At 69.1% G+C, this 12,805-nt stretch carries 16 protein-coding genes, 1 tRNA gene and 1 pseudogene; 7 read left to right on the forward strand and 11 right to left on the reverse strand.

Features of this window, described 5'->3' with window-relative positions:
* Window positions 1-11: 11 nt before the first annotated feature.
* The 5 genes from kdpC to Q8M82_RS13265 form a co-directional block, all read right to left on the reverse strand.
* Window positions 12-602 carry a potassium-transporting ATPase subunit KdpC gene (gene kdpC, locus Q8M82_RS13245; RefSeq protein ID WP_305691815.1) on the reverse strand — a complete coding sequence of 197 codons (591 nt, stop codon included), beginning with the start codon at window positions 600-602 and terminating at the stop codon, window positions 12-14.
* Between the two features lie 11 nt (window positions 603-613).
* Window positions 614-2,656, reverse strand: coding sequence for a potassium-transporting ATPase subunit KdpB (gene kdpB, locus Q8M82_RS13250; RefSeq protein ID WP_305691816.1), 2,043 nt, complete (start codon window positions 2,654-2,656; stop codon window positions 614-616).
* A gap of 8 nt (window positions 2,657-2,664) precedes the next feature.
* A complete protein-coding gene (gene kdpA, locus Q8M82_RS13255) occupies window positions 2,665-4,371 on the reverse strand; it encodes a potassium-transporting ATPase subunit KdpA (RefSeq protein WP_305691817.1) in 1,707 nt (568 codons plus the stop codon).
* Window positions 4,372-4,385: 14 nt separating this feature from the next.
* Window positions 4,386-4,475, reverse strand: coding sequence for a K(+)-transporting ATPase subunit F (kdpF, locus tag Q8M82_RS13260; protein WP_082732779.1), 90 nt, complete (start codon window positions 4,473-4,475; stop codon window positions 4,386-4,388).
* 641 nt (window positions 4,476-5,116) lie between these two features.
* Window positions 5,117-5,190: transfer RNA gene (locus Q8M82_RS13265), tRNA-Gln, on the reverse strand.
* Window positions 5,191-5,712: 522 nt separating this feature from the next.
* Here Q8M82_RS13265 and Q8M82_RS13270 point away from each other — a divergent pair.
* The 3 genes from Q8M82_RS13270 to Q8M82_RS13280 are packed head-to-tail and all read left to right on the forward strand — an operon-like array spanning window position 5,713 to window position 8,592.
* The gene (locus Q8M82_RS13270) at window positions 5,713-6,258 is read left to right on the forward strand and encodes a TRAP transporter small permease (protein WP_305691818.1); all 546 of its coding nucleotides are present in this window, start codon (window positions 5,713-5,715) and stop codon (window positions 6,256-6,258) included.
* Window positions 6,255-7,538 (forward strand): TRAP transporter large permease subunit, encoded by a 1,284-nt coding sequence (locus Q8M82_RS13275; protein WP_305691819.1) that lies wholly within the window; start codon window positions 6,255-6,257, stop codon window positions 7,536-7,538. Before Q8M82_RS13270 ends, Q8M82_RS13275 begins: the two co-directional genes overlap by 4 nt.
* 58 nt (window positions 7,539-7,596) lie before the next feature.
* Entirely contained in the window at window positions 7,597-8,592 is a 996-nt protein-coding gene (locus tag Q8M82_RS13280; RefSeq protein ID WP_305691820.1) for a TRAP transporter substrate-binding protein, read from the forward strand.
* Here the strand turns inward: Q8M82_RS13280 and Q8M82_RS13285 are convergent.
* The 4 genes from Q8M82_RS13285 to Q8M82_RS13300 all read right to left on the reverse strand — a co-directional run bounded on the left by Q8M82_RS13285 (window position 8,573) and on the right by Q8M82_RS13300 (window position 10,059).
* Window positions 8,573-8,866, reverse strand: coding sequence for a hypothetical protein (locus Q8M82_RS13285; RefSeq protein WP_305691821.1), 294 nt, complete (start codon window positions 8,864-8,866; stop codon window positions 8,573-8,575). The genes Q8M82_RS13280 and Q8M82_RS13285 overlap by 20 nt on opposite strands.
* Before the next feature lie 82 nt (window positions 8,867-8,948).
* Window positions 8,949-9,398, reverse strand: a complete 450-nt coding sequence (locus Q8M82_RS13290; RefSeq protein WP_305691822.1) for a DUF6691 family protein — start codon at window positions 9,396-9,398, stop codon at window positions 8,949-8,951.
* Between the two features lie 8 nt (window positions 9,399-9,406).
* A complete protein-coding gene (locus Q8M82_RS13295) occupies window positions 9,407-9,838 on the reverse strand; it encodes a YeeE/YedE family protein (RefSeq protein WP_305691823.1) in 432 nt (143 codons plus the stop codon).
* Window positions 9,835-10,059, reverse strand: coding sequence for a YgaP family membrane protein (locus tag Q8M82_RS13300; RefSeq protein ID WP_305691829.1), 225 nt, complete (start codon window positions 10,057-10,059; stop codon window positions 9,835-9,837). Before Q8M82_RS13300 ends, Q8M82_RS13295 begins: the two co-directional genes overlap by 4 nt.
* 54 nt (window positions 10,060-10,113) lie before the next feature.
* Here Q8M82_RS13300 and Q8M82_RS13305 point away from each other — a divergent pair, with 54 nt between their 5' ends.
* On the forward strand, window positions 10,114-10,449 hold the full coding sequence (locus tag Q8M82_RS13305; protein WP_305691824.1) for an ArsR/SmtB family transcription factor: 336 nt from the start codon (window positions 10,114-10,116) through the stop codon (window positions 10,447-10,449).
* A 38-nt stretch (window positions 10,450-10,487) separates the two neighbouring features.
* Here Q8M82_RS13305 and Q8M82_RS13310 read toward each other — a convergent pair whose 3' ends face one another.
* The gene (locus tag Q8M82_RS13310) at window positions 10,488-11,237 is read right to left on the reverse strand and encodes an SDR family NAD(P)-dependent oxidoreductase (RefSeq protein WP_305691825.1); all 750 of its coding nucleotides are present in this window, start codon (window positions 11,235-11,237) and stop codon (window positions 10,488-10,490) included.
* Between the two features lie 134 nt (window positions 11,238-11,371).
* Between Q8M82_RS13310 and Q8M82_RS13315 the strand changes: the two genes are divergently transcribed.
* The 3 genes and pseudogenes from Q8M82_RS13315 to Q8M82_RS13325 all read left to right on the forward strand — a co-directional run bounded on the left by Q8M82_RS13315 (window position 11,372) and on the right by Q8M82_RS13325 (window position 12,494).
* Window positions 11,372-11,752 carry a P-loop nucleotide/nucleoside kinase family protein gene (locus tag Q8M82_RS13315; RefSeq protein WP_371126347.1) on the forward strand — a complete coding sequence of 127 codons (381 nt, stop codon included), beginning with the start codon at window positions 11,372-11,374 and terminating at the stop codon, window positions 11,750-11,752.
* 62 nt (window positions 11,753-11,814) lie between these two features.
* A pseudogene (locus Q8M82_RS13320) lies at window positions 11,815-11,964 on the forward strand (zinc-dependent alcohol dehydrogenase); the annotation flags it as partial.
* 41 nt (window positions 11,965-12,005) lie between these two features.
* Window positions 12,006-12,494, forward strand: a complete 489-nt coding sequence (locus Q8M82_RS13325) for a hypothetical protein (RefSeq protein ID WP_305691827.1) — start codon at window positions 12,006-12,008, stop codon at window positions 12,492-12,494.
* Here Q8M82_RS13325 and Q8M82_RS13330 read toward each other — a convergent pair.
* Window positions 12,472-12,805: winged helix-turn-helix domain-containing protein (locus Q8M82_RS13330; RefSeq protein ID WP_305691828.1), on the reverse strand; the 334-nt coding region annotated here is incomplete at its 5' end. The genes Q8M82_RS13325 and Q8M82_RS13330 overlap by 23 nt on opposite strands.

Raw genomic sequence — 12,805 nt, forward strand, 5'->3', positions numbered from 1 at the left:
CGACCAGAGCATCAGGGCGCCAACCTGTCGAGGGCCAGGTTGAGCGCGAGGACGTTGACCCGCGGCTCGCCGAGGACGCCGAGGAATCGTGGCTCGGTCTGCGCCTGGACGAGCTGCCGCAGACGGTTCTCTGCGAGGCTCCGCGTCGCGGCGATACGGCTGATCTGGGCCAGAGCGGCGGCCGGCGAGATGTGGGGATCGAGTCCCGAGCCCGAGGCCGTCACCAGATCGGCCGGCTGCGGACCGCCGCCGAGCGCGGCGACCCGGTCGGTGATGGCGGTCTTCAGCGCCGCGGACCCCGGCCCGAGATTGGAGCCGGTCGAGTTGGCGCCATTGTAGGGGCTGTCCACGGTCTTCGACGCATCCTGCTGATCGGGTGCGGAGGTCGCCGAAGGGCGGCCATGGAAATAGCGCGCGGACGCAAAGGACTGGCCGATCAGCGCGGAGCCGATCACGGTACCGTCCTGCACCACCGGCGAGCCGTTGGCCTGGGCGGGAAACACGGCCTGGGCGACGCCGGTGACGGCGAGGGGGTAGGCAGCGCCCGTCAGCACACTGAACAGGCCGAGCAGGACGAGCGAGGGGCGCAGATAGGCGGTCATGATGTCTCTCCTCAGGCGAGGTGGAGCAGGTCGACGATCAGGTCGATCGCCTTGATGCCGATGAAGGGCACGATCAGCCCGCCGAGCCCGTAGACCAGCAGGTTGCGGCCGAGCAGCGAGGCCGCCGAGGCCGGGGCATAGCGCACGCCCTTCAGCGCGATCGGGATCAGCGCGACGATGACGAGCGCGTTGAAGATGATCGCCGACAGGATCGCCGATTGCGGCGTGCCGAGCCCCATTACGTCCAGCACCGCCAGGCCCGGACAGGCCGTCACGAACAGCGCCGGCAGGATCGCGAAATACTTGGCGACGTCGTTGGCGATCGAGAAGGTGGTCAGCGCGCCGCGCGAGATCAGCAGCTGCTTGCCGACCATGACGATCTCGATCAGCTTGGTCGGGTCGCTGTCCAGGTCGATCAGATTGCCGGCTTCCTTGGCGGCGGGCGTGCCGGAGTTCATGGCGACGCCGACATCGGCCTGCGCCAGCGCCGGCGCGTCGTTGGAGCCATCGCCGCACATCGCCACCAGCCGGCCCTCAGCCTGCTCCTTGCGGATCAAAGCGAGCTTGGCTTCCGGCGTCGCTTCCGCGAGGAAGTCGTCGACGCCGGCTTCGGCTGCGATGGCCGCTGCGGTCAGCGGGTTGTCGCCGGTGATCATCACCGTGCGGATGCCCATGCGGCGGAGTTCCGCGAAGCGCTCGCGGATACCGGGCTTCACCACGTCCTTGAGATGGATGACGCCGAGGACGTCGTTGTCGCGCGCCACCACCAGCGGCGTGCCGCCGGATGACGCGATCTTGCGCACCGCCTGCTCGACCGTTGCCGAGAGCGCGCCGCCGGTGAGTTTCGCCATCGTGTCCGAGGCGCCCTTGCGCAGGGCGCGGCCATCCGGAAGGTCGACACCGGACATGCGGGTCTGAGCCGTGAAGGGCACGAAGACCGCGCCCGCCCCGGCCGCCGCATCGAAGCCGAAGCGCCTGGCGGCGAGATCGACGATCGACTTGCCTTCCGGCGTGTCGTCCGACAGCGAGGCCAGGAAGGCGGCCTCGGCCAGATCGCGCTCGCTGATATGGGCGGCGGGCTCGAAGGCATGGGCCATGCGGTTGCCGAAGGTGATCGTGCCGGTCTTGTCGAGCAGCAGCACGTCGATGTCGCCGGCCGCCTCGACCGCGCGACCCGATTTGGCGATGACGTTGGCCTTCACCAGACGGTCCATGCCGGCGATGCCGATGGCCGAGAGCAGGCCGCCGATCGTGGTCGGGATCAGCGTCACGAACAGGGCCGCGAGATAGATCACCGGCAGCGTCGTCCCCGACCAGGAGGCGAAGAAGGGCAGCGTCACCACGACGAAGAGGAAGACCAGCGTCAGCGCCGCCAGCAGAATGTCGAGCGCGATCTCGTTGGGCGTCTTCTGGCGCTTGGCGCCCTCGACCAGCGCGATCATCCGGTCGAGGAAGGTCTCGCCCTGGCGGGCGGTGACGCGCACCACGAGCCAGTCCGACACAAGCCGCGTGCCGCCGGTGACGGAGGAGCGGTCGCCGCCGGATTCGCGGATGACCGGGGCGGATTCGCCGGTGATGGCGCTTTCGTCGACCGAGGCGACGCCCTCGATGATCTCGCCATCCGTCGGCACGATGTCGCCGGCCTCGACCAGGATGACCTCGCCCGGCTCGACGAGCTCGACCTCCTTGGTGCCGTAGACGACCCGGTTGGCCGGATCGACCAGGACCTTGGCCAGCGAGGAGGAGCGGGTCGAGCGGAAGGCGTCGGCGCGCGCCTTGCCGCGCCCTTCGGCGACCGCCTCGGCGAAGTTTGCGAAGAGCACCGTGAACCAGAGCCAGATCGCGATCTGCAGCCCGATCCAGAAGACCGGGCCCCCGGTCAGCCCCTCGCGGATGACGAGGACGGTCGCGAGCACGCAGACCAGCGCGGTCGAGAAGATGACCGGGTTGCGCGCCAGGCTGCGCGGATCGAGCTTGCGAAAGGCCTGCAGGATCGCAGGCCTGATGATGACGGGCGAGAACAGGCCCATCTCGGCGGGAGCATGCTTGCTCATGGGGACCTCTAGAAGCTCTGCTCGGCCAGGATCGAGACGTGTTCCGCGATCGGGCCCAGAGCGAGGACGGGAAGGAAGGTGAGCGCGCCGACGATCAGGATCGTCGCCACCAGCAGCGTGACGAAGAGCGGCCCATGGGTGGGGAAGGTGCCCGCCGTCTCGGCCGCGGGGCGCTTGGCCGCGAGGCTGCCGGCGATCGCCAGGATCGGGATGATGTAGCCGAAGCGGCCGAGTATCATGGCGACGCCGAGGAAGCTGTTGTGCCAGGGCGTGTTGGCGGTGAAGCCGGCGAAGGCCGAGCCGTTGTTGCCCGTCGCCGAGGTGTAGGCGTAGAGCAGCTCGGAAAGCCCGTGCGGGCCGGCATCCTGCACCGCGCCTTGAGCCTGGCCGGTCGCGATGGCCAGAGAGGCGAGGACGAGGATGCCCAGCGGCATGACGAGCAGCGTCAGCGCCGCGAGCTTGATCTCGCGGGCCTCGATCTTCTTGCCGAGATATTCCGGCGTGCGCCCGACCATCAGCCCGGCGAGGAAGACCGTGATGACGACGAAGAGCAGCATGCCGGTGAGGCCGACGCCGACGCCGCCGAACACGACCTCGCCGAGCTGGATGTTGAGCATGGCGACCAGCCCGCCCAGCGGCGTGAAGGAATCCAGCATCGCATTGACCGAGCCATTCGAGGCCGCGGTCGTCGCCGCAGCCCACAGCGTCGATGCGAGGATGCCGAAGCGGACCTCCTTGCCCTCCATGTTGCCCGCCGCGGCATCGACGAGGCCGGCATGGAGCGGGTTGCCGAGGCGCTCGGCGCCGTAGATCGCGGCGAAGCCGGCGAGAAACAGCACGGCCATCGCCGCAAACAGCGCACGCCCCTGCCGACGGTCGCCGACGAGCCGGCCATAGGTGAAGCAGAAGGCGACCGGGATCAGCAGGATCGAGATCGTCGTCAGCAGGTTGCTGAGCGCATTCGGGTTCTCGAAGGGATGCGCCGAGTTGACGTTGAAGAAGCCGCCGCCATTGGTGCCGAGCTGCTTGATCGCGACCTGGCTCGCCACCGGGCCGAGCGAGAGGCTCTGCTTGGCGCCCTCCAGCGTCGTCGCGTCGAAGGATGCGGCGAGCGTCTGCGGCAGGCCGAGCGCGACCAGGACCAGCGCCAGCACGAGCGCGGCCGGCAGCAGGATGTAGAGGGTGGTGCGGGTCATATCGACCCAGAAATTGCCGAGAACGCGGGTCTGCTTCGCCGCGAAGCCGCGCGCCACCGCGGCCGCCACCGCCGCGCCGCTGGCGGCCGAGACGAAGTTCTGCGTCGTCAAGCCGAGCATCTGGCTGAGGTTCGAGAGCGTCGTCTCGCCGCCATAGGACTGCCAGTTGGTGTTGGTGACGAAGGAGATCGCGACGTTGAAGGCGAGATGGCCAGATAGCCCGTCAAAGCCCTGCGGGTTGAGCGGCAGCAGGTTCTGAAAGCGCAGGATCAGGAACAGCAGCGCGAAGCCCGCCGCGTTGAAGGCGAGCAGCGACAGGCCATAGGCCTGCCAGCGCTGCGGCTGCGGCCGGCCCTGGCCGGCGAGCCCGAGGACTGCGTTTTCGAGCGGCGCCAGGAACTGCGCCTCGCCGGTGAAGACGCGGGCCATGTAGTGACCCAGCGGCCAGGCGAGCCCCAGCAGGAGGGCCGCGAAGATCAGGAACTGGACGAGGTCAGGGAGGAAAGGGGTCTGGGTCATGAACCGGTCCCCGTTCAGAAGGATTCGGGGCGCAGCAGCGCCTTGAGCAGATAGGCCAGCAGCAGCGCCGCCACCGTCAGCCCCAGGATGATGTCGAGCGGCATGATGCGCCTCACAGCCGCTCTGCCGCGGCGACGGCGATGCCGGCGATCCCGAACAGCGCGAGGCCCCCGAGCAGGAAGAGAAGGTCGATGAACATGGAAAAGCTCCGGTCCGTGGTCGGACCGGAGATGGAGCCGATGACCGTAAGGCCGCCATGTCGAAGATGAGCCGCGGCCGTAAGGTTTGCGTAAAGTGAGGCGGCATGCGCCACGCAGACGGAGAGGGGCGATCGTCGCCCGCCGGCAATCTCCCTTCGCCATGAGCGCAGTCGAACAGCGACCAGAGGGGGCCATCGAGGGAGGTAACGGCAGCGCGTCCGAGGCTTGTCAGCCGGGGTCGTGTTGCGGGTTCCAGACGCGCGTGCTCAGCAATCTGCCACTGCTTGTCCGATCGGCGGTCTGGATCCAGTCCGCGCGATCCACCACGAGCGCGCGCCCTGTCCAGGCGGCTCGACCGCGTTCTCGGATCCACCGACTCAGCCGTTCCCCGGACCGCCGGACCACAGACAAAGAACAGGGCAGGGCCCACGGATCGACCGCAGGGCGACCGTCACGAAGCCGACGGCTCGCCCGAGTGGGGCCTTGGTGACCCGACATGCTGGTACGATTTGGTGTTGTCGCTTCAGATCAGCCACTTGTCGAAGTGGCTGGGGGACTAGGATTCGAACCTAGACAACCAGAGTCAGAGTCTGGGGTCCTACCGTTAGACGATCCCCCAATGGCGGTCGGCGTCGGCGCGCTCGCCTTGGTGTCGCGGGGTCTAATCAATGCTTCGCGGAATGGCAAGCCCCCAATGTGCCCGCCGGCGGCAGCGGAGTTGGGCCTGCGCGCGCTCACGGTTATGGCGCTGCGCCCGGCCGCGCCGAGCGGCGGGCGGCTCTCCCCGCGACGCAGAGACCGCATCGGTTGCGCGCGGCTGCCGGGCCGGGCGGTCTCCACCACCTGCCGCCATCCCAACCACTGCGTGCGGTTCCGGCGGCGCACCGGAAGCGCGTGATTGACAGGCCTGCACACCGGCGCGCAGTATGCAGCATACAAGAACGCGGCCGGGCCAACCGGCTGCCGTCCCGGGCCTGGAAACCTCCGGAGTCGCGTCATGCGCTCTCGCCGCTCATCCATTCGATACGCGTCGAACATCCGCGCCGCTCGGACGCGGCATGCCTCGCCGCGGTACCGCCGGTCGTGGCGCTGATCCCGCCGGCCGCCCTGCGCAGCGACGAAGCCTGAAAGCCCTTTGCCGATGAACCTGCCAAAATCGCTGCTGCGCCTGCTCGAGAACACGCTCATCCTCGCCTTCGTCGGGATGATCGCGATGGTCTTCGGCAATGTCGTGCTGCGCTACGGCTTCAACTCCGGCATCACCATGTCGGACGAAGCCTCGCGCATGATCTTCGTCTGGCTGACCTTCGGCGGCGCCTTCCTGGTCGCGCTCGAGGGCGGGCATCTCGGCATGACGACGGTGGTGCAGATGCTCGGCCTGCGCGGCCGGCGGATCGCGCGGCTCGTGGCCGAGAGCCTCTCGCTGTTCTGCATGGGCCTCCTGGTCTGGGGCTGCTGGCAGCAGAGCAGCCTCAACATGGCCAATCTCTCGCCGGTGATGGGTGTTCCGACCGCGATCTTCTATGTCGCCGGGCTCGCCTGCGGTCTCGGAATCGGCGCGATCAATCTCGTCACCCTGATCAGGATCGCCACGGGGCGAATGCCGCCCGACCAGCTCGTCATCGGCGCGGAGTCGGAGGAACTCGCCGGCTTCGAGGCGCAGCGGCAGGAGCCTCCGCGGCCATGACCGTCCTCGTCTTCCTCGTCTCGCTGCTCGGCGCGATGGCGCTGGGGATGCCGATCGCGGTTTCGCTGCTGGTCTGCGGCGTCGCGCTGATGCTGCATCTCGGCATGTTCGACGCGCAGATCCTGGCGCAGAACCTGATCGGCGGGGCCGACAGCTTCCCGCTGATGGCGGTGCCCTTCTTCATGCTGGCCGGCGAGCTGATGAATGCGGGCGGGCTCTCCAAGCGCATCATCGCCTTCGCGATGGCGCTGGTCGGCCATGTCCGCGGCGGGCTCGGCTATGTCGCGGTGGTCGCGGCAATCGTGATGGCCAGCATCTCCGGCTCGGCGGTGGCCGACACGGCGGCACTGGCCGCCCTGCTGATCCCGATGATGCGGCAGGCCGGCTACCGGCTCGACCGCAGCTGCGGGCTGATCGCGGCCGGCGGCATCATCGCGCCGGTGATCCCGCCCTCGATAGGCTTCGTGGTGTTCGGCGTCGCCGCCGGCGTCTCGATCACCCGGCTGTTCCTGGCCGGCATCGTGCCCGGCCTGCTGATGGGGCTGGCGCTGGTCATCACCTGGTATGTGCTGGCGAAGGACGAGCCGGTCTCGACCCTGCCGCGGCCGACCGCTCGCAGCATCGCGAAGGCTGCGCTCGATGGGTTGTGGGCGCTGCTGTTGCCCTTCGTCATCATCGGCGGGATGAAGCTCGGCGTGTTCACGCCGACGGAGGCCGCGGTGGTGGCGGCGGTCTATGCCTTCGTGATCGGGATGTTCGTCGATGGCGAGCTGCGGATCGCGCATCTGCGGCCGGCGTTGCTGGCGGCGCTGAAGATGTCGGCCTCGGTGATGTTCCTGGTCGCGGCGGCGCTGGTCTCGGCCTGGCTGATCACCATTGCCAACATTCCCGCCGAAGTGGGGGCGCTGCTGGGTCCGCTGATGGACCAGAAGACTTTGCTGATGGCCGCGATGATGCTGCTCGTCGTCGTCGTCGGCACGGCGCTCGACTTCATCCCGACCGTGCTGATCCTGACGCCGGTGCTGATGCCGATCGTCAAGCAGGCGGGCATCGATCCGGTCTATTTCGGCGTTCTTTTCATCATGAACAACGCGATCGGCCTGCTGACGCCGCCCGTGGGCACGGTGCTCAACGTCGTCTGCGCCGTCGGCCGCGTGCCGGTCGACAAGGTGGTGCGCGGCGTCATGCCGTTCCTGCTGGCACAGATCGCGGTGCTCACCCTGCTGGTTCTGGTCCCGGAGATCGTGACCGTGCCGGCGAAATGGTTCTACGGGCGCTGAAGAGGCGCCGCGTCGAAAACGAGAAACCACAAAAACGACACCTCAGGAGGAAGACAAGATGACCCTCACCAGGCGCCATGCTCTGATCACCGCCGGCTCCGGCCTCGCCCTCTTTGCTATCGGCCGGCCGGCGCTCGCCCAGGCGGCGAAGCTGCGCTTCGCGCACCCCCATCCGGAATCCGACAGCTGGCACAAGGCCGCGCTGCAGTTCGCCGAGAAGGTCAAGGCGAAGAGCAATGGCCAGCTCGAGGTCCAGATCTTCCCGAACGGGGCGCTCGGCTCCGATCCGCAGACGATCAGCGCGGTGCGCGGCGGCTCGCTCGACATCTGCCTGACCGGCAACCCGTTCTTCACCGGTCTCGCGCCGAAGCTCAACGTGCTCGACCTGCCCTTCCTGTTCCAGAGCCGCAAGCATGCCGCCGCCGTGATGGACGGCCCGATCGGCGACGGCCTGCGCAAGGAGCTCGAAGGCTCGAACCTCAAAGCGCTGGCGACCTGGGAGATCGGCTGGCGCAACCTGACCAACAGCCGCCGCCCGGTGGCGACGGCCGCAGACATCAAGGGGCTGAAGATCCGCACCACGCCGAACCCGGCCCATATCCGCGCCTTCCAGCTGCTCGGCGCCGTGCCGACGCCGATGGCCTTCACCGAGCTGTTCTCGGCGCTCGAGACCGGCGCGGTCGATGGGCAGGAAAATCCAGTGACGCTGATCCTCAACGCCAAGTTCGCCGAGGTGCAGAAGCATCTGTCGCTGACGCGCCATGCCTTCACCACGGGACCGGTGGTGATGAACAAGACGAAGTTCGACGCGATGGCGCCCGATCTCCAGAAGATCCTCGGCGAGACCGCAATCGAGCTCGCCGGCGTCCAGCGCCAGATGAACGAGGACACCGAGGGCTCCAGCCTGGCCGCGCTGAAGAAGGCCGGCATGCAGGCGGTCGAGAACCCCGACCGCGACTCCTTCTCGAAGATCGTCACGGCGGAGGTCGAGAAGGAGTTCGTCACCAAGTTCGGCGGCGAGACGCTGGACGCGATCAAGAAGGCCGCGGTCTGATCGAGATCATCGACCTCTCCATGCCGATCGAGCCGCATTTCCGCCGGCCGGTCGATTTGGCGATCAGGGGCGACATCGCGGCGGGGGACCCGTTTCGGGTCTCCCGCATCGGCTGGAAGCCGGCGCCGCTCCCGCTCCGGCGCAGGAGCATGGCGGCGGCGATGACGAGCATCGGCACGCCGAAGACCAGCAGCAGCGTCTGTCCGTCGAGGCCGAGCGTGAAGCCGACGAGCGAGCCCGAGCCGAGCGAGGCGATGTCAGGCGTGGCGATCATCGGCGAAGTCCGTCAGAGCAGGTCCCAGCGGGACCTTGACGAAGCGCTTGCGCTGGCGGTCATCAGAAACCTGCTGGGTTCGTCACGCGGTCTTCGACCGCAGGGGTGGCGTGGCCGACGACAGCAGCCGCGCCAGCGCCATGCCGGCGAGCATGGCAGCGATGAAAATGATAGCGGGCTGGCCTCCGGTCAGGGTGGAGACGAGCGCGGGACCGGGGCAGAGGCCGGCAAGGCCCCAGCCGATGCCGAACAGGGCGGCGCCGGTCAGCAGCCGGTCATCGACCGTGCCGGCCTCGGGCAGCAGGAAGCGCTCGGCCATGACGGGGCGCTCGCGCGCCAGGATCAGCCGATAGCCAATGAAGGTCACGGCGATGCCGCCCGCCATCACGAAGATCAGACTCGGATCCCAGGTGCCGGCCGGAATCGCGCCGAGATCGAGGAAGGCGAGCACCTTCGCCGGGTCGGCCATGCCGGCGAGGATCAGCCCGAGCCCGAAGACGAGGCCGGTCAGAAACTGCACGATCACGGACATCGAGGCTCTCACAGCACGTGTCGGACGAGGAAGACGGTCGCGATCGCCGTCGTCATGAAGGTGGCGACGGCTGCGGCCGAGCGTAGCGAGAGCCGCGAGAGGCCGCAGATGCCGTGCCCGGATGTGCAGCCATTGCCCCAGACGGCGCCGAAGCCGACGAGACCCCCCGCGACCGCCAGCAGGAAGGGCCCGGTCGCGATGTCGGGCCGAGGCGCGGTGCCGGTCAGCGCCAGATGGACCAGCGGGGCCAGCACCAAGCCGACCACGAAGGCGAGCCGGCCCCAGGACTGGCCGTCGCCGGCCGGCAACAGAAGTCGCGAGACGATGCCGCCGATTCCGGCGATGCGGCCCTGGAACAGCATCAGCATCGCCGCCGCCAGCCCGATCAGGGCGCCGCCCGCCAGTGAGGCGAGCGGCGTGAAGCTCGACGCGACCGTCACGGCTGGCGCGTCCCGCAGGTGTTGAGGCCGAGCAGTGTATAGGCCGGGCAGAAGCGCATCGCGGCGGTCCCGATCATCATCGAGCCCCAGGCCGTCAACGCATATTTCCAGACGCCGAGCGGCGCGACCCAGCCGGCGAGCGGCGGCACGAAGGCGGCGACGAGGAGGGCTGCGCCGATGACGAAGCGAAGCGTCCGGTCGAGCGAACCGACATTGACCATGACCACGAACTCTCGTTAACGATCATTAATATCTATATATATGGAATATCGAATATGTCAACGACCGTGCTGAAGCGGGACGAGACCGGCATTGCAGCCCAAATCGAGGCGGCGGCGCTGCTCGCCGCGATGGCGAGTCCGCGCCGTCTCGCCATCCTGTGCCGTCTGGTCGAGGGCGAGGAGGGGGCGGGCGAGCTCGCGCGGATCACGGGGCTGAGCCCGGCCGGCGTTGCGGCCCATCTGGCGCAGCTGCGGCGGCAGGGGCTGATCGCCGCGCGACGCCGCGGCGTCGCGGTGACGTTCTCGCTCGCGAGCCCCGAGGCGCGGGCGGTGCTGGAGACGCTGCACGCGCTCTATTGCGAGCCGGGCGCCGCCGCGGCGCAAGCCTGAGCGGACAATCCGCCCGGGCCGGTCGTCCGTCGGTGTCGTCAGGGGCCGACGAGTTGGCCGCCATCGACGACGAGGCTCTGGCCGGTGACCCAGCTCGCCTGCTCGGAGGCGAGGAAGAGCACGACCTCGGCGATCTCCTCGGGGCGGCCCATGCGTCCGAAGGGGATTGTGGCCAGGGTCGCGTTGTAGAGATCGGGATTCGAGGTCTTCCGGTCCTCCCAGGTGCCGCCGGGGAATTCGACCGAGCCCGGCGCGACGCAGTTCACGCGAATACCCTGCCGCGCCAGCATCTTCGCCTGGCTCGCGGTGTAATGCATCACCGCCGCCTTGATCGCGCCATAGGGCGCCGAGCGGGCGCTGGCACGCAGCCCCGAGATCGAGGAGATGTTCACGATCGCACCGCCCGGGGCCATGTGCGGGACGGCGGCGTGGCTGCCGCGCACCACCGCCATCATGTCGACGCCGAAGGAGGCACCCCAGCCCGCCTCGTCGTCGGAATGGCCGAAGCCCGAAGCGTTGTTGACGAGGATGTCGAGGCCGCCGAGGGCCTTCACCGCCTCGGGAAGATAGGCGTCGATCGCGGCCGCATCGGCGAGGTCGACGGAGGCGGCATGGGCGCTGACGCCCAGATCCGCGATCTCCTGCCGCGTCGCGGCCAGCGGCCCAGGGCTGCGCGCGCAGATCGACACCGCGGCCCCGCGCCGGGCGAAGGCGAGCGCGGTCGAGCGGCCGATGCCGCGGCTACCGCCCATGACGATGACATGTTTGCCGGCAAAGTCTTTCATCATGACGCGCGACGCTTTCTGCAGAGGGAGGGCAGGGCTGGCGCGGCGAGATCGCGCCGGCCATCCTCTCCGGTGTAGTCCAAGCTGCGCCCGCGGTCGAACCGCCCGCTGGGCCTTCGCCTTGATCGAGCGCAACGCTGCGGCCGGCCGTCTCCGAGGCGGGCTATACGGAGCAGGCTGAGCGCGCGGCGGCGATCCTGCTGCGGGGGCACGGCGTCGTCGCCGATGCCGTGTTCGACCGCGCACCCGATCGCGAGCGGATCGCGCAGGCCGCAGGCGAGGCCGGGGCGGGCTTCCTCGGCTTGTGGCTCGAGGCGCCGGCGCCGACCTTGATCGCACGGGTCGAGGCGCGCCGGGGCGATCCCTCGGACGCCACGGGCGACATCGTGCGCCGGCAATTCGAGCGCGCCGCGCCGGTGGCCGGCTGGAGGCGGCTCTCCACCGAGGCGGGCCCCGCAGCCGTCTACCGGGAGGCCCGCGCGATGGTCGAGGACGCGGATCTCCCCGCCGTCGCTTGATCTCGCTCAAGGTCGGATCCGCGCGACGCCTTACCGTCGCGGTGACGAAGGGAGAGTGGATCATGGCGACGATGATGAAGGCGGCTGTCGTGCGGGCGTTCGCCCAGCCCCTCGTGATCGAGGACGTGCCGGTGCCGGTGCCGGGACCCGGCGAACTGCTCGTCAAGGTTCGGGCCTGCGGTGTCTGCCACACCGATCTGCACGCCGCCGCCTGATGGCGGGGCGGACGGATCGCGGGGAGAGGAGCCTCGCCATGCAGGAAGCCTACATCATCGCCGGGATGACACCCGATCAGGTCGATGCGGCATTCCTGCTCGTGCGCAGGCTGAAGCCTTCGCCCGATCTCGAGGGCTGGCGCACGAAACGCGGCGAGGGCGATGCCCCTGCGGGGCGGCGCCAGGATGTGCGCGTGGCGACCAATCCGCGCGGTCATGTCCAGGGCCTGTGCCTGTGCCGGGAGGCGCTCCATATGGTGCATGGCGCCATCCTCGACGTGCCGCTCTTCGTCGTCGCCAGCGCGGCCGACGGGCCGGGCGTCGCCGCCGCGCTGGTCGCGGATCTCTGCGCGATTGCGGGCCGGCTGGGCTGCTCCGCCGTGCGCATCCGCACCGGGGATGCGCCGCGCGCGTTCCACGGCATCGAGCATTCCAGGCAGGGCGGGACGGGCGGCATCGCCCTCCTGCTCGATTCCTCCCCGATGGCCGACCCGCCCTGGGCGGTCAGGGCGCCGGTTTGCCCGTGAAGACGTAGCCGACGCCGCGAACCGATTTGATCAGCGTGGGCTGGCGCGGGTTCGGCTCGATCTTCTTGCGCAGCCGCGCGATCTGCGCGTCGATGGTGCGGTCGAAGGCCGCGAGGCTGCGTCCGTGGGTGAGGTCCATCAGCACGTCGCGGGTGAGGACGCGGCCGGGCGCCCGCGCCAGCGCCGCCAGCATGTCGAATTCGCCGGTCGTCAGCAGAATCTCGACGCCTTCGGCGGTGACGAGCTGGCGGCGGGCGAGATCGAGCCGCCAGCCGTCGAAATGGATCGTCTCGCCGGCCTCGGCGCGGGCG

The organism is Allobosea sp., assembly GCF_030694325.1.
Classification (GTDB): domain Bacteria; phylum Pseudomonadota; class Alphaproteobacteria; order Rhizobiales; family Beijerinckiaceae; genus Allobosea.